This window comes from Bacillus sp. FSL W8-0848 (genome assembly GCF_038007805.1).
GTDB lineage: Bacteria > Bacillota > Bacilli > Bacillales > Bacillaceae > Bacillus > Bacillus glycinifermentans.
This window is the reverse complement of record NZ_JBBOYB010000001.1, coordinates 728,778-743,589: the sequence shown is the minus strand read 5'-3', so window position 1 is coordinate 743,589 and position 14,812 is coordinate 728,778. Positions and strand designations below refer to the sequence as shown.

General features: G+C 47.1%; 13 protein-coding genes. 2 read left to right on the top strand and 11 right to left on the bottom strand.

Annotated elements, in window-relative coordinates:
* From NSQ39_RS03930 to NSQ39_RS03885, 10 genes are all read right to left on the bottom strand, one after another.
* Window positions 1–852: a sugar ABC transporter permease gene (locus NSQ39_RS03930; RefSeq protein ID WP_046130473.1), complete on the bottom strand. Its 852-nt coding sequence runs from the start codon at window positions 850–852 to the stop codon at window positions 1–3.
* Window positions 853–2,160: a carbohydrate ABC transporter permease gene (locus NSQ39_RS03925; protein ID WP_175075859.1), complete on the bottom strand. Its 1,308-nt coding sequence runs from the start codon at window positions 2,158–2,160 to the stop codon at window positions 853–855.
* Window positions 2,161–2,202: 42 nt separating this feature from the next.
* Window positions 2,203–3,456 (bottom strand): extracellular solute-binding protein, encoded by a 1,254-nt coding sequence (locus NSQ39_RS03920; RefSeq protein ID WP_175075858.1) that lies wholly within the window; start codon window positions 3,454–3,456, stop codon window positions 2,203–2,205.
* Between the two features lie 92 nt (window positions 3,457–3,548).
* A complete protein-coding gene (locus NSQ39_RS03915) occupies window positions 3,549–5,324 on the bottom strand; it encodes a glycoside hydrolase family 13 protein (protein ID WP_046130476.1) in 1,776 nt (591 codons plus the stop codon).
* A 115-nt stretch (window positions 5,325–5,439) separates the two neighbouring features.
* Window positions 5,440–6,390 carry a LacI family DNA-binding transcriptional regulator gene (locus tag NSQ39_RS03910; RefSeq protein WP_046130477.1) on the bottom strand — a complete coding sequence of 317 codons (951 nt, stop codon included), beginning with the start codon at window positions 6,388–6,390 and terminating at the stop codon, window positions 5,440–5,442.
* A gap of 133 nt (window positions 6,391–6,523) precedes the next feature.
* Window positions 6,524–8,053 carry an alpha-amylase gene (amyS, locus tag NSQ39_RS03905; protein WP_099047018.1) on the bottom strand — a complete coding sequence of 510 codons (1,530 nt, stop codon included), beginning with the start codon at window positions 8,051–8,053 and terminating at the stop codon, window positions 6,524–6,526.
* Window positions 8,054–8,192: 139 nt separating this feature from the next.
* Window positions 8,193–9,575 (bottom strand): polysaccharide deacetylase family protein, encoded by a 1,383-nt coding sequence (locus NSQ39_RS03900; RefSeq protein WP_046130479.1) that lies wholly within the window; start codon window positions 9,573–9,575, stop codon window positions 8,193–8,195.
* Window positions 9,576–9,634: 59 nt separating this feature from the next.
* Window positions 9,635–10,312 carry a DUF3298 and DUF4163 domain-containing protein gene (locus NSQ39_RS03895; RefSeq protein WP_341014261.1) on the bottom strand — a complete coding sequence of 226 codons (678 nt, stop codon included), beginning with the start codon at window positions 10,310–10,312 and terminating at the stop codon, window positions 9,635–9,637.
* 193 nt (window positions 10,313–10,505) lie between these two features.
* The gene (locus NSQ39_RS03890; protein ID WP_175075857.1) at window positions 10,506–11,009 is read right to left on the bottom strand and encodes a DUF2269 family protein; all 504 of its coding nucleotides are present in this window, start codon (window positions 11,007–11,009) and stop codon (window positions 10,506–10,508) included.
* An 85-nt stretch (window positions 11,010–11,094) separates the two neighbouring features.
* On the bottom strand, window positions 11,095–12,060 hold the full coding sequence (locus tag NSQ39_RS03885; protein ID WP_175075856.1) for a helix-turn-helix transcriptional regulator: 966 nt from the start codon (window positions 12,058–12,060) through the stop codon (window positions 11,095–11,097).
* 92 nt (window positions 12,061–12,152) lie between these two features.
* Between NSQ39_RS03885 and NSQ39_RS03880 the strand changes: the two genes are divergently transcribed.
* Window positions 12,153–12,575 (top strand): VOC family protein, encoded by a 423-nt coding sequence (locus tag NSQ39_RS03880; protein ID WP_046130482.1) that lies wholly within the window; start codon window positions 12,153–12,155, stop codon window positions 12,573–12,575.
* A 46-nt stretch (window positions 12,576–12,621) separates the two neighbouring features.
* On the opposite strand, the gene NSQ39_RS03875 is transcribed toward NSQ39_RS03880, so the two are convergent.
* Window positions 12,622–13,461 carry a helix-turn-helix transcriptional regulator gene (locus tag NSQ39_RS03875; RefSeq protein WP_046130483.1) on the bottom strand — a complete coding sequence of 280 codons (840 nt, stop codon included), beginning with the start codon at window positions 13,459–13,461 and terminating at the stop codon, window positions 12,622–12,624.
* Between the two features lie 107 nt (window positions 13,462–13,568).
* Here NSQ39_RS03875 and fabF point away from each other — a divergent pair, with 107 nt between their 5' ends.
* A complete protein-coding gene (gene fabF / locus NSQ39_RS03870; protein WP_175075855.1) occupies window positions 13,569–14,804 on the top strand; it encodes a beta-ketoacyl-ACP synthase II in 1,236 nt (411 codons plus the stop codon).
* The last annotated feature ends 8 nt before the right edge of the window (window positions 14,805–14,812 follow it).

The window sequence follows — 14,812 nt, the reverse complement described above, 5'->3', positions numbered from 1 at the left end:
CTATCCTTTCGTTCCGCCGGTTGTCAAACCGGACACAAAGTTTTTTTGCAGAAAAAAGAACAAGACGCAGATCGGCAGTGCTGCAAGGATCGCTCCGGCTGCAAACAGGGCGACTTTTTGCTGCTGCGGGTTCGATATGAACGACTGCAAGCCGACGGCGATGGTCATTCTTTCCGGCGAACGAAGCAGAAACTTTGCCAGCAAATAGTCCCCGAACGGGCCCATAAACGCCCAGAGCGCCTGCACTGCAAGCATCGGTTTGACCAGCGGCAGGACAACCGAGGCGAAAATTCTGAGATGCCCTGCTCCGTCAATCCGTGCCGCTTCATCGATTTCTCTCGGTACGGTATCAAAATAGCCTTTCATCAGCCACGTGTTCATCGGAATCCCGCCGCCGATATAGATCGCTGTTAAAAACCAGTATTGATCAAGGGCACCTATCAGCATGGCGAGGACATAAAAAGCGGTCAGCGCCGCCATCGTCGGCACCATTTGAATGATCAAAAAGAAGACAAGGCTTTTTTTTCTGCCGGCAAACCGGTAGCGGCTGTAAGCATAGCCGGCAATCGTCACGACGGCTACCTGCAGCACCATGACCGACAGGGCGATGACAAGTGTGTTGCCGTACCAATGAAGATAAAGCGTTTCTTCAAACAGCCGCCTAAAATGATCTAAAGTCCAGGAGCCCGAAAAATCGAGCCGAAAAGCCGCGACATTTCCGACGCGAAATGCAGATGAGGCCGTGATCAGCAGCGGATAGATAATCACAACGCTTAAAAGGATCAAAAATAAATAGGTGAAGATTTTATTGAGAGTCATTGCACGCCGCGCGTTTTCAAACATCCCTTTCATCTACATCACCTCCTCATTGCCAAAGGCATTCGATTTCTTGAAAGCGATCAGGGAAACACCAATGACAATGAAAGAAATCAACAGCGTGACGGCAGCCGCGACCGAGTACTGCGGCGATGTGCCTGTCGTGAGCTTATAGATCCAGGAAATTAAAATATCGGTTGACCCCGCGCCCGCTCCCGCGCTGCCCGGACCTCCCTCATTGAATAAGTAGATGATCGAGAAATTATTGAAGTTAAAGGTATACTGGGTAATCATCACGGGCGCTGTCGCAAATAAAATCATCGGCAATGTAATATGCCGAAAGCGCTGAATAAAAGTCGCCCCGTCTATTTTTGCCGCTTCGTAAAGCTCGCCCGGAATCGCCTGAAGCACGCCCGTTACCATGACATAAATGTACGGAAACCCAAGCCATGTCTGAATCATAATGAGGGCCGTCTTCGTCCAAAACGGATCGGTCTTCCACGGGATCGCGGACAGCTCCACAAATGGCAGATGATTCAACAACGGTATCACCTGCGTGTTCATGGCTCCTGCGCTGTCGTTGAAGATGTTGGCAAAGCTCATAATCGTAATAAAAGCCGGAACCGCCCACGGCAGCAAGAAAATCATTCGAAAGGCCCGTTTGCCTTTAATAAAGTCCTGATTGACGATAAGCGCCGTCACGATGCCCAGAACGATTTGCAGCGTTGTCGCACAGATCGTCCATACGACCGTCCAGGTGAGTACATCGGCAAATGTCTCCCGGTAGGAGCCGAGAAAGAATATATTCAAGAAGTTTTTAAACCCCACCCAGTCAATGAGACTGCCGGGCGGAATATGATAAAAATCGTAGTTTGTAAAAGCGATAAACAGCGTCACCAAAACCGGGAATATAATGACAAATATCATCATGATGTAGGCCGGCAGCGTAAATAAATACGGAAACCCCTGATCCCACGCATTTTTGATCATATCCCCGGCCGTCCTGTTAATCTTCAGGCCCGCCGATTTCATCGCGGCGGTCTTCTGTGCATCGTATATCGCGAAGGCCCAAAACATCAAAAACATCAGCGTCACAATCAGTTGCAGCGTACCTTCTATCAGCAGAAACAGCGAGTGGTCTTCTCCTGGAGCGCTTCCCAAAGTGATCAAGCCGGCAAGCGCGCGAATGCCGAACACGCCTAATTCACAAGCAAACAATCCTGTGATGACGAAAAAAAGAATCCCTTTTGAAAATTGACGGTTCGCGATCTGCCCGGCCCCTGGAATGATCGATAAAAGCACCGCTTTTCGGCGCTGTTTTGCAAGTGTATGGTCTTTATTCATGTTTTCCCGCCCTCTTTTTCTTCCGGACGCTTACCCGCCGTTTTATTTCGTATACTTTTCCTTAATATTTTCTTTGATGACACCCGCAGCATCATCCGCTGATTGCTGTGCTGATTTTTTTCCTGACGCTGCATCAAAAATCAAACTTTCCGCGCCTGTCCATACTTCGGCCATTTCCGGAATATTCGGGGTCGGAGTTGCGGTCTCATATTGTTTAATGACGGCAGACGTCAGCTCATCCTTTTGCTTGTCCGCCTTTTTCCTTGCAGCCAAGTTGGCCGGAACTTCGTTTGTCTCCTTATAAAAATGGTAAGCATTTTGATCGTTTGCAGCATATTCAAGCCATTTTTTCGCGAGTTCGGGTTCTTTTGTGTATTTAGATGCCACCCAGCCTTTACCGCCGGCGAACGGGGCGTACTCTTTTCCATTGGGCAATGCCGGTATTTTGGCTGCCCCGTAGTTCAACCCGGCCTCCTTATAATTTGAAGCAGACCAAGGCCCTCCTATTACAGCCGCTGCTTTGCCGTCCATAAACGTTTGCTGAATAAAATCGTCGGCGCTTGAGTTGTCCTGCATGCCTTTCGGCCAATATTCCCTGAACCATTTCCCCGCATATTCCACCGCTTCTACGGCTCCTTTGCTGTTGAGCCCGATGTCTCCGGAATCTGTGCCGTCTTTGCCGAATACATAGCCGCCGTAGCCGGCCAGCAAACCGTATGACATGTAAAAATCGGTCCATTTTGCCAAAAAGGCTGTTGATTTTCCTTTTTCAGAGGAAAAAGAAAACCGCGGATCTTTTGCTAAATTCTCAAGGTCTTGAAACGTTTTCGGCGGGGCTTTCAGCAGATCTTTGTTGTAATATAAGACGAGTGTTTCGATGACTAGCGGCATCCCGTACACTTTGCCGTCAATGGTCACCTGCCGCATTTCTTTATCGCCGAAGCTTTTTGTATCAGACGGTTCGATGTCAAGCAGATGCCCCTGTTGGCCCAAGCCGCCGATGCGGTCGTATGCGGCAAGCATGACATCAGGCCCATTTCCTGCCGGACCGTCAAGAGGAAGCGCTCCCAACTGATCGAACATCGGTTTTTCCACGATTTTGATTGTTGCATTGTTTTCTTTTTCAAAATCCGCTTTGATGCTTTCGACGTAATCTTTATACGTTTCTTCAACAGACACGGTCAGCACTTTTTTTCCGTCAGACCCCGCCGCATCCTTCGAACCTGAACAAGCCGCAAGAGTAAAGACAAGAACTGACGCAAACAATAATGCCAAACCTTTTTTTACATGTGCCATCTTTTTTCCCCCTTCTATCAAGAATCTGTCATCATTGTAATCCTCGATAGAAAACGGTTACAACAGCTTTCGGATTGTTACCGGTAACAGAATTACACTGCGCCCAAAATAAAAAACTCCCCCGGATGAATGTCAATCACATCTGTATGTTGAAGCGGCTTTTCTGTCCAGGCATCGTATATTTTCTGATGCGCTTCGACATTATCCTGCAAACTGATGCTGCGGATATCGCTCCCTTGATGAAAGAAAAAAATAAGTTTTTTGTCGCCGTCAACCCGCGAAAAACTGATAAAGTCCCGCTGATCATCCAGCACGTTCCACTCGAGGCGCCCGTAAGTGAATAACGCATTCTCCCGTTTGCGCAATGCGATCAGCCGCTTCATAAACGCAAGCATTTCTTTGTTTTGCTTGTCTTCTTCCCACACCATGCACTTCCGGCATAATGGATCATGTCCGCCGTCAAGCCCGATTTCCGTCCCGTAATAGATGCACGGAGAACCTGTCTGGGCAAACATAAAGGCCAATAAAGACCGCACCTTTTTCTCATCATGGCGGCACCTGGTCAAAATCCGTCCTGTATCGTGGCTGTCAAGCAAATTAAACATCGCTTCATTGACCTGCTGCATCCCGTTCATCAAATGCGCGTTTATACGGTGTGCCATTTCCGATGGAAGAATCGCCCGGTCCGCAAAATACTGTATCATCGGCTCTGTAAACGGATAATTCATCACCGCATGAAATTCGTCTCCTCTAAGCCAAGGTTCGGCTGAATGCCAGATTTCCCCCAAAATATACACGTCCGGCTTTTCGGCAGATACGGCTTGCCTGAATCTCTTCCAAAAAGCGTGATCGACTTCATTTGCCACGTCTAAACGCCAGCCGTCAATGTCAAATTCGCGGATCCAGTACAGCGCAATATCAAGCAAATACGACTGAACATCCGGATTGGCGGTATTGAGCTTCGGCATGTCGGGCGTAAACGCAAACGTATCATAACGGCCTTCTTCGACGGGAAAAGAATGAATGTGGAACCAGTCTTTATAGCGTGATCGTTCGCCGTTTTTCACGACGTCCTGCCACTGCGGCGAAGCGCTGCCGATATGATTGAAAACGGCATCAAGCATGATTCTCATCCCCCGGCCGTGAAGCTCATCGACCAACGTACGGAAAAGCTCCGGATCGCCGAAATGCGGATCGATCGAATAGTAATCCAACGTGTCGTATTTATGGTTGGAAGGCGCGGAAAAGATCGGGGTCAAATAGATGCCGCTAACCCCCAGGTCCTCCAAATAATCGAGCTTGTCGATGATCCCCTGCAAATCCCCGCCGAAAAAATCGTGTACGTCCGGGTCCTTGCTTCCCCAGGGCAAAGCATTTTCCGGTGACAGGTCTTCTCTGCCGTTTGCAAAACGCTCCGGAAAAATTTGATACCAAATCGTTGATTTGACCCATTCGGGTGCTTGAAACGCATCAATTTCATGAACAAACGGAAATTTAAAATAATGGTGAATCGCCGCCAGCGTTTTTTCGTTATACGGACAGACGCCAGGGCTTCCGTAAAAAATATCCTCCTGACCGGCTCCCCTTAAAGCAAAAGCGTACTGCAGCCGCCTATGCGGCGGCGCCACTTCAATAAACCAATAATCATGCGCTTCTGTTACGGCGATTTTTTTCATCTGCTGCTCTTTTGACAGCCACCTGCCGGCCTTCGCATCCTCTTCTGCCGCGTACTCGTAAGGATCGCCCCAAATCAACCGGACTTCATCGGCATCGCCTTTTTTCGTGCGGATCTTGATATGCAGTGTCCTCCCGTCATAAGGATAGGCATAAGAGCTGAAAGGCTGATGATGTATTGCTGCATATTCCATTCGTTTTCCTCCTTTGCATTTCCGATTTATGCTGACCGGCCACACGTTGAAATTATCATGCCGTAATCAGAGGAACAATCTTTTTCATCCTGTTAACGGTAACAGAATCATGCTCTTACAGAGTCGATTCCCGCACGATCAGCTCAGGCTCAAAAAATCGATTTCCTTGAGGGGCTCCGCCTTCATTTATTTTTTTCAGCAGCGTTTTTGCACATGCTTCCCCCATTTCAACGACGGGCTGTCTGACCGTTGTCAAGCGGGGCGATGAAATGCGGTCGAGAAAAACGCCGTCATATCCGGTGACTGCCGTATCTTCGGGAATTCTCTTCCCCAGCGACTGTGCCGCACGGATGACGCCGAGTGCAATGCGGTCGGAAGCGCAGACAAACGCAGCCGGCCCCTCCAGAGATGCCAGCAGCTCTTTCGCCAGACATTCGCTTTTTTTTGAGCTGTTTTCCATTCGGAACACCCTTGCTTCTTTTGATCCTTCATTCATTGCCTGTAAGTATCCTTTTTCCCTTGATCGTTCAAAAGGCTCATCCAAATCAATCCCGAAAAAGACGACATTCCTGTTTCCGAGGCCCATGACGTGGCGGGTTGCCATATAAACGCCTTTTTCGTTGTTCACATCGATAAAATCATAGCCCATCTCGTTTTGCCCAAAAACGACAATCGGCTTTTCAAAAGCTTTGATCACGCCTTCAAAATCAACTTTTCTTAAACCCGTCGCAATAATCCCGTCGCATTGACCGATATTGAGAGATTTCCTTGTCACAAGCTGCAATGCATAATGATGGCGGTCCAGCTCCCGGCTGATCCCGGTCAGCAGGTTCATGTAATAAGGTTCTGTCGTATCCATTTCCTCAAGGATGAGAAGCTTCACAACCTGTGTTCTGTTTTGAACGAGCGCCCTTGCCGCATAGTTAGGAATATAGTTCAGCTCTTCCATCGCAGAGTGAACGAGCTTCTTCAGCTCATCCGTCACCGTCTCAGGATGATTGATCACCCGCGATACCGTCATTTTCGACACATTTGCTTTTTTTGCTACATCTGACAACGTTGCCATTTTTCATCCCGCCTCACATGCGCTTATTCAAACTGCCCGGAACTGAAGACAATTTGTTAAAATGTATTATATTACGTAATCAAAGCGAAGAAATAAAAAAGCAGATTTCCTAAAGGAAATCTGCTGCCTGACCTTATGGCCTCTGAACATAAATCGAAACCGAGCCGCCGTTCACATGAAACTGTCCCCAGCCGTCGGAATTAATGGTAACGGAATCCGACCTGTTCCCGGTGATGTCATACCACGTCTCTCCCGCATTTTGCCGGCCTGCATACATCCACTTTGATCCGCCCGGACCATCCGTGATTAAAGCCGCCAAACCTGATCGTCCGACCGATGGATCGCCTTCCCTCGTCCAGCCGACGATATCGTGATGATCGAAATAATCGTGCTGTTTTCCGTATGCATAGTGTTTACGCGCTTTTAATATCGGCTCTATTTTACCTTTGAGCGGGGGAATTTCCCGCGATGTCGAGCCTTTTGTCCCGTACACATCCCCATAGAAAACTTGCGGGTAGCCGGCTTCCCTTGTCAAAATGAACGCATAAGCGAGCGGCTTAAACCACGTTTGTACCGTAGACTCAAGCGATTGTCCCGGCTGTGTATCATGATTGTCAACGAATGTAACCGCTTTCAAAGGATGCTTGGAAACGACCGTTCCGTTCAGCAAATGCCTCATATCATAGCCGCCCCCTTGCGAAGATGCGGCATGAAAATGATAGTGGAGCGGCACATCAAAAACGGAGTGATTAAAGTTTGTTTTATTCAAGTAGTTTTCGAGTTCGCCAAGGTGATTTTGCCAATACTCGGCCACCGTGAACATTTCCTTTCCTGTTGATAGCCTGACAGCATCCACCCAATCGCGCAAAAACGAAAATTTAATATGTTTGACGGCATCAAGGCGAAACCCGTCCAACTGCAGCTCGTTTGCATACCAGGTTCCCCATCGTTTCATTTCCTTCGCAACATCGGGATGGTCATAGTCAACATCTGCATACATCAAATAATCGTAGTTCCCGTGTTCGCTCGACACTTCCCAATCCCAGGCTTTCCCTTGAAACTTATAGATGCGGTTCAGCTTTCTGGACTCATCCCAGTCGGCTCCGTCGAAATGGTGCGAGCGCCACTTAAAATCGCTGTAAGTGCTGCCGCGCCCGGGAAAATCGAATCGTGTCCACGCTTTGATTTGATGCTCTCCGGATGTTTCCTGATTCCGATTGTTCTGGTTCACTTCAACTGCGGTTACGTCCTCCGCTTGATCTGCACCCGCCTTGTGGTTAAGGACAACATCTCCATACACTTGGATGCTCTCGGAATGAAGCGAACCGATCGCTGACTGGAGCTCCGTTTTTGTCCCGTATTTCGTCCGCACCGTCCCTTTTTGATCAAACTCTCCCAGATCGTACAAATCGTACGGGCCGTATCCAACGTCAGATTGGCTAGTCCCCTTGTAGGCCGGAGGAATCCATACGGCCGTTATTCCGATGTCGGATAAATATCCCGCATCGCTTTGCAAGCGTTTCCAATGTTGTCCGTCATTAGGCAGATTCCATTCGAAATACTGCATCAGGGTGCCGTTCAGACTTGCCGCATCCGTTTTCGATGCAGGCAGCATAATGAAAAACAGCAGCACGCAGCATAATAGCTTGCGCTTGAAAACCATTTCCCTCTCCCCTTTCTTCATTGATCATTAATCATCATCATATAATAGATAGAATTTTTAGACAAATATCTTTTTTCCTATAAATCCCACTCGAAAAAAATACGGAGAAAGCATTCGATTGAACACTTTCTCCGCAGTCTTAATGCCCTCTTTGTTTTTGAATCTCTTCAAGCTGTGTTACCGTAACCAGTTTGTAGCCTTGCTTCGTTAACCGTTTAATAATCTCCTCGGCTGCGCTGGCGGATGTAGCGTAAATATCGTGCATCAAAATGACTTTTCCGTCCCCTGCACGGCTCATGACATGATTGACGATGTAATCTTTGTTTTTATATTTCCAGTCTTCCGGATCTACGTCCCATAAAGCGATTTTTAAATTCGTGAGCCCGCGGACGGAATCGTTTATGCCGCCGTATGGAGGCCTTAAGTGTGTCGGAAAATGGCCGCTGATTTTCTCAATGACGGTTTGCGTATCATTGATTTCCTTATATGCCCTTTCCTTGGAAAGCCTTGTGAGCAATGGATGGTCCCAGGAATGGTTGCCGACTTCATTTCCTTCCTTCAGCATCCTTTTGATCGTTTCCGGGTAATATTGGGCCCTGCTTCCCAAGACGAAGAAGGTCGCATGGCCGTCGTATTTTTGTAACGCGTCAAGGATTTTGTTTGTCGGAGCAGGGTTCGGGCCGTCGTCAAACGTCAACGCGATGACTTTGTCATCCGGATTGACGCGAATGTCTTCCTTCGGAATCGGAACGGCGCCTTTATCCTTCGGTTTTTCCTGCGATGTCTTATTTTTTGTCATGCTTTTATATTGATCTCGTAAAATATCCTTTAATTCGTCTTTTTCGATTTTCACGGACTGTTCCAAACCTGTCTGCCCTTTCTCAAAATAAAATTCGATCTCGTCTTCAAGAAGGGCGAAGCGGCTGAAATTCTTTTCTGACGGGCTTGTTCCTTCCCTTAACAGGTCGGCGTCCGCGTTAGGATTTTTGCGTTTTAATTGTTCATAAGAAATGTTTGCGATCCTGTACAGAAAATCGGAGTTTTTCACAAAAAGATCGTCCAGGTCAAGCATTTTTTTGCGCTTCAAATCGGCATTGAACGTTCTGATCGACGTCTTTCCCATGCCGCCGGTTTCTATGTATTCGGTTAAAACAACCGCAGCAGCCTGCTTTGAATAATAGGCAACCTTATACTTGATATTCAATTCAAACGGCCCGCTTTCTTTACGGGCGCGCGCTTGTTCATTTTCTTTTTTAAAACGGTTCAGTTCCCCGCTCACGTATTCTTTTAATCGATCATCGATTTCTTTTACATGAAAAACCGGATAATGGACAGCATATCGCTCTTGTTCGCTGTCGCTGACCAATGATTCGACCCCGATGCCGGATTGGCCGCGGCTCTTTTCTTGTTTTTTGGCCTCTGCATGGCCTGCCGCCTTATTGGAAGAGCACCCCGCCAACACTATGAAAATACTCATAAAGATTACAATATTAATCCATCGGTTCGATGGTTTGACAGACATCCTTGCTCACTCTCCTGCTACAGTTGGATTCGTTTATCCTGCCAAAAAAAGATGTCTGCCTAATATAAAAATGAAGAAGGAATCTTAATTTCCTGGTTTCCGGAAGAAGACGGCCCGATATCATACTGCTGAAATACAATGGAAATCCCGCTGTCCGTAAAATAAAACGCAGTATCTTGATCTAAACGGATATCGCTCTTTTTAAGGTCAGAATAAAATTGTTCCGAATGCTTGTTGATATAACTGAAAATGTAGTTTTTCGCTTTTTCGATTTTCGCCTGATTATTTAACACGTCCAGCAGCGTAATCCGCCTGTGTTCGTTTAAATCATAGTTATAGGATGTGGCGGTATACACCCCGTGCGCCCCGCCGGTATATTGATAGTCGTAGATGAAAAAGCTCAGCCTATCCCCGTCGTTGTAATTGACTTTATAGGACGTTTCATACGCGCTTTCCCCGCCGCTTTGATCCGCCTCTTTTTTCAGCATTTCATATTCTTTATAGGAGGCTTCCATGTGGCGCCCAATCGCATCATTGATCATTTTCAAATACTTGTCTTTTAAATCGCTGAATTTCGGATAGGACAAAGATTCTTTCCCCTTGTAAACCTCCGTATAGACAGACGCTTTTTTATTAGGGGAGGCATTGATAAGCGATGAGCTTTTATTGATCGTAAACAGCAATAAAGCCGTTAGGACTAAAAAACCTAATACCGCCATTGCTTTTTGTATCGACATATTTCAAGTTAAACCTCTTTCAATCTCATGATTTTTAACCTTTGTAACACAAATGTAATATTTATATCACATTTGTAATGATACTTAACTTTAAATCTCGCGTCAACCTTTTGAAACAAAAAAGACACTCTCAAAATCTTTGAGAATGTCTTTTTATCGGCGGATGGCGTCTTTTTTTCTAGGATTCATTCTTTTACAGCGCCGTTTTTTTCTTTTTCCACGGCTTTAATACGGAAATGCAAATGATAAAAACCGTTATTGCGATTTGGACAATCGCTGCATATTGTCTTAAAGTGTGATTGTGCATGAATACGGGACTGTTCAAAGCCGAAGCTTTCCCCGCCTCAAGCATTGCCATATTCGCTTCCATCAATTGATCGACAATAAAGATTCCGATGAACGTCTGGATGATGAAAAACACCCATTTTACCGCGATCCATCTATGCTTAAAAAATCCCCATTTTGTAAAGAGGCCGTATAGAAGTCCGATGAGCAAAGTGCCGACCGCTCCGATTCTGATGATATAGTCGCTAATGATTACGGTATGCCGGTAGAAGTCAAATGTTTCATGATACGCAGCCAAATTCACCGCAAAGTTCAATGCCAAAGAGCTCATGATGCCGCCGAAAAACAGGGCTGCTAAAAAGATATGAGCGATTTTCAGCCATTTCATCCCTGCCGGACCTAATGTCTTCAATCTATTCCTCTCCTTTAACAATCAGTCCTGTCAAGTGTAGCAAGGAATCCGCCGTTCAAACATGAGCCCGGGTCTTAAAGCAAGCTCAGCCCGAAGTTGTATTTTTTTCGTATTGATTTAACATGTCATTCAGCATATCCTTTGTCTTTTCGATTAATTCTGCGGGCTTTTCAATGACGGCTTCCCGGCCGTAAGAAATAAAATACTCGGAGAAGAAACCGAGGTCGCGCCGTGAGATATGCCCTTTCAGAACCCCGGAGCCGTCTTCTCTCCGGTGCAGCTCAATATGCGGCCATTTGACGGAGCCGTACCTCTCTGTACCTTTTTCCGTCAGCTTGACGCGGAGCTCGAGCATATCCCGGCGGGGAGCAAGAACTGAAAACCGGTTTTTCAAATCAACATCGGCCAGATCAATCGGCTCCGTCTTATCGTCACGTTCCGCAAAGCTGATGCGGTCGCATCTGAACATTCGATAATCATTTCTAAAAAAACAGTAAGCCGGACAATACCATTTTCCTTGATTTGCGTAGATGCCGATCGGCTGAATCTTTCTCTCTGTGGCTGCGCCGCCCGACTCATAGCTGATGGCGACGACTTCCTGCCGGACGGCCGCCTCCAGCAGCAATCGTAAAAACGGGATATCATCTTTTTGCTGATGGGCCGAGAAAAAATCAACGCGGTCCTTCATGCTGTCAATCGTTTCCCTAATGTCTCCGGCAAGGTTCAAGTAAAATTTTTTCTTGATTGATTCGTATTGGGCGTCAAACGGCAGAGATATATAATGCCTTAACGCATGAATAGCAAAAAAGATTGAGACCGCTTCATCCTCGCTGAACGCGATGGGAGGGAGAATTCTTTCGTTCAACACTTGGTAGCCGCCATGCGGCCCCGTCTCGGAATAAAGGGGAACACCCATCTCGCTCAGCTCCTGCAAATCCCTCAGTACGGTTCTTTTGGAAACCCCGAATTCCTGTGCCAACTCACCAACCGTAAACCGCTTCTTACGATTCACCATCAACATCATTTCATTCAATCTTTTCGCTTTTGACATGTATACCTCCAAAAAAATTATAACCATGACATAAGTTGTCACCATTATAATATACAATCGCTTTAGATCAACAGAAAAGGAGATGTTTCTTTATGTCATTACAGCTCACCCCGTACATCCTCATGGACGGAAAGGCCAAAAAAGCAATCGAATACTATCGAGAGGCTCTGGGCGCCGAGGTTGTATTTCAGCAGACGATAGGGGAAGGACCTGAGGATGAAGCAGCAAAATTTCAAGAACATGAATTAGACTTTGTTGCCCACGCCGTATTAAAAATCGGCGAAACAACCATTATGATCGCAGATATTATCCCGGAGCTGCCTTTTCAAAACGGAAACCAGCTCTCCATCTGCGTGACGGCGAGCGAGGTTTCCGAAGCTAAACGGCTCTATGAAAAACTCCGGGAACAAGGAAAAGTCGTGATTGAACTCGAAAAAACTTACTTCAGCCCGGCCTACGGCATGGTCATTGATCCGTTCGGCGTGACCTTTCAAATTTTTGCGGCGAGAACGTGATTCTTGTAAAGAGGCCTTTCTTAATAGAAGAAAGGCCTTATGCAAATCACTGCGATTCGACCAGGCGCTTCAGCTTGGCTTCAGTTTCCGTATTTTCGACAGGCGTATAGACGCTGCATCGCAAATCGGCATCCCCCTGCACCTGCAGCGATGTCAGGTTAAACAGCATTTTTCCGGCCCTGGCGTGGCGGAATTCAATCAATACTTCGGGCGCCGAGCTTACCTCGCTTTCATTCCACAATTTATGAAATTCCGGATAGGCTTGTTCCATCTCTTCTATGAACTGCGAGTACCAGTCATCAGCAACATATTGCCCGTAATACGTTCTGAAAATGGCGATAAATCCTCTCACAAAATGCTCCCAGTTTACCGCGAGACTCCTGAATTCCTTTCTTGAAAACAGTAGCCGTATAAGATTTCTCTCTTCTGGCGGAATTTGGTCAAAGTTTATAAACACATGGGCTGCTGCCTCGTTCCACCCGACAATGTGGCACCTTCTGTCAGATATGATCGTCGGACAATAGCGAAGCTCCTGCAGGATTTTGCTTAAAGCCGGGCTGATCTCTGTTTCGGTTGCAATCGGGGACGCCTGTTTCACCCCTTCTTCAAATGCAAGGGCATATAAATAATTCCGCTCATCCTTGTTTAGCTGCAAGGCATCTGAGACGGCATCCAATACCGCAGCGGACACTTTGATATCCCTGCCTTGTTCCAGCCACGTATACCATGTTGTGCTGACGCCTGCCAATTGGGCGACTTCTTCCCTTCTTAAGCCCGGCGTTCTTCTGCGGGTGCCTGTCGGCAGTCCGACCATTTGCGGATGAATTTTGGAACGCTGGGTTTTCAAAAACTCCGATAGCGCTTGAAGTCTTGTTTCAGGTTTCATGTGCGTCTCCTTTCTTATCATGGTACTCATTATACTATGATAATCTACAACTTGTAATAGGATACGAAACCGTTAAAATTGAGAATATATTCAAGGGGGGAATTGCTATGAAAAGAGTCGTCATTACCGGTATGGGAGTTATTTCTCCTCTGGGCAATGATGTCAATACGTTTTGGAACCGTTTAGTTAGCGGAGAATCCGGAATATCTTCAATCGATACACTGGATACTTCCCAGCTCAAAACAAAAATAGCGGGTATTGTCCGCGACTTTGACGCAGAAGGAAGATGGGGAAAGAAGGAAGCCAGACGATTGGACCGCTTTACCCAGTTTGCCTTGGCAGCCGCTGAACAAGCGCTGGAACAATCCCGATTGCAGCTTGATAAGACCAATCGTGAACGTTTAGGCGTATATGTCGGTTCAGGAATCGGCGGCATTCATACATTGATTGACCAGGTGAACGTAATGAATGAGCGGGGGCCGGGAAGAGTAAGCCCAAGCCTGGTGCCGATGATGATATCAAATGCAGCAGCGGCTCAAATCAGCATCAGATTGGGAGCGCTGGGCCCGTCGTTATCACCTGTAACCGCATGCTCCATCGGGAATACTTCGATTGGCGAAGCATTTCTTGCGATTAAAAACGGTGAAGCCGATATCATCTTTGCCGGAGGAAGCGAAGCTGCGATTACGGAATTGTCATTGGCCAGCTTCGGAAATGCCCATGCTTTGTCAACGAGAAACGATGAGCCTGCCCGGGCAAGCCGGCCATTTGATATTGACCGGGACGGCTTTGTAATGAGCGAAGGTGCAGGTATATTGGTATTGGAATCATTGGAAAGCGCCGTATTAAGGAATGCCCCTATTTTATGCGAAGTCATTGGCTATGGCGCGAGCTCGGATGCGCATCATATGGTGGCATCGCATCCTGAAGGAAAGGGAGCATATGCGGCGATGAATAATGCGCTTAGAAAAGCGAATATAGCAGCTGATGAGGTGGATGTGATTAGCGCTCACGCCACAAGCACGCAGGTTGGCGACCGTTCTGAGGTTTTGGCTATCAAAAAACTGTTTGGCGATCACGCCGGCAAAGTCCCGGTTACTGCCAATAAATCGATGCTTGGCCATATGCTCGGCGCAGCCGGCGGTGCAGAGGCCATCGCGTTGGCGGAAAGTTTGAGAAAAGGCATCATCCCGCCGACGATGAATGTGGACAATCCCGATCCGGAGTGCGACTTGGACATTGTACGGGAAGGCGCCCGCAAAGCCTCACTGAATGTCGGACTGTCAAACTCATTTGGGTTTGGCGGACACAATTCCGCAATCGTATTGAAGAAATATAAATAAAAAAGGAG

Bases quoted from the DNA above. Each gene is read 5' to 3' on its own strand.
- NSQ39_RS03930 (WP_046130473.1), bottom strand. From the start codon at position 852: ATGAAAGGGATGTTTGAAAACGCGCGGCGTGCAATGACTCTCAATAAA.
- NSQ39_RS03925 (WP_175075859.1), bottom strand. From the start codon at position 2,160: ATGAATAAAGACCATACACTTGCAAAACAGCGCCGAAAAGCGGTGCTT.
- NSQ39_RS03920 (WP_175075858.1), bottom strand. From the start codon at position 3,456: ATGGCACATGTAAAAAAAGGTTTGGCATTATTGTTTGCGTCAGTTCTT.
- NSQ39_RS03915 (WP_046130476.1), bottom strand. From the start codon at position 5,324: ATGGAATATGCAGCAATACATCATCAGCCTTTCAGCTCTTATGCCTAT.
- NSQ39_RS03910 (WP_046130477.1), bottom strand. From the start codon at position 6,390: ATGGCAACGTTGTCAGATGTAGCAAAAAAAGCAAATGTGTCGAAAATG.
- amyS (WP_099047018.1), bottom strand. From the start codon at position 8,053: ATGGTTTTCAAGCGCAAGCTATTATGCTGCGTGCTGCTGTTTTTCATT.
- NSQ39_RS03900 (WP_046130479.1), bottom strand. From the start codon at position 9,575: ATGTCTGTCAAACCATCGAACCGATGGATTAATATTGTAATCTTTATG.
- NSQ39_RS03895 (WP_341014261.1), bottom strand. From the start codon at position 10,312: ATGTCGATACAAAAAGCAATGGCGGTATTAGGTTTTTTAGTCCTAACG.
- NSQ39_RS03885 (WP_175075856.1), bottom strand. From the start codon at position 12,060: ATGTCAAAAGCGAAAAGATTGAATGAAATGATGTTGATGGTGAATCGT.
- NSQ39_RS03880 (WP_046130482.1), top strand. From the start codon at position 12,153: ATGTCATTACAGCTCACCCCGTACATCCTCATGGACGGAAAGGCCAAA.
- NSQ39_RS03875 (WP_046130483.1), bottom strand. From the start codon at position 13,461: ATGAAACCTGAAACAAGACTTCAAGCGCTATCGGAGTTTTTGAAAACC.
- fabF (WP_175075855.1), top strand. From the start codon at position 13,569: ATGAAAAGAGTCGTCATTACCGGTATGGGAGTTATTTCTCCTCTGGGC.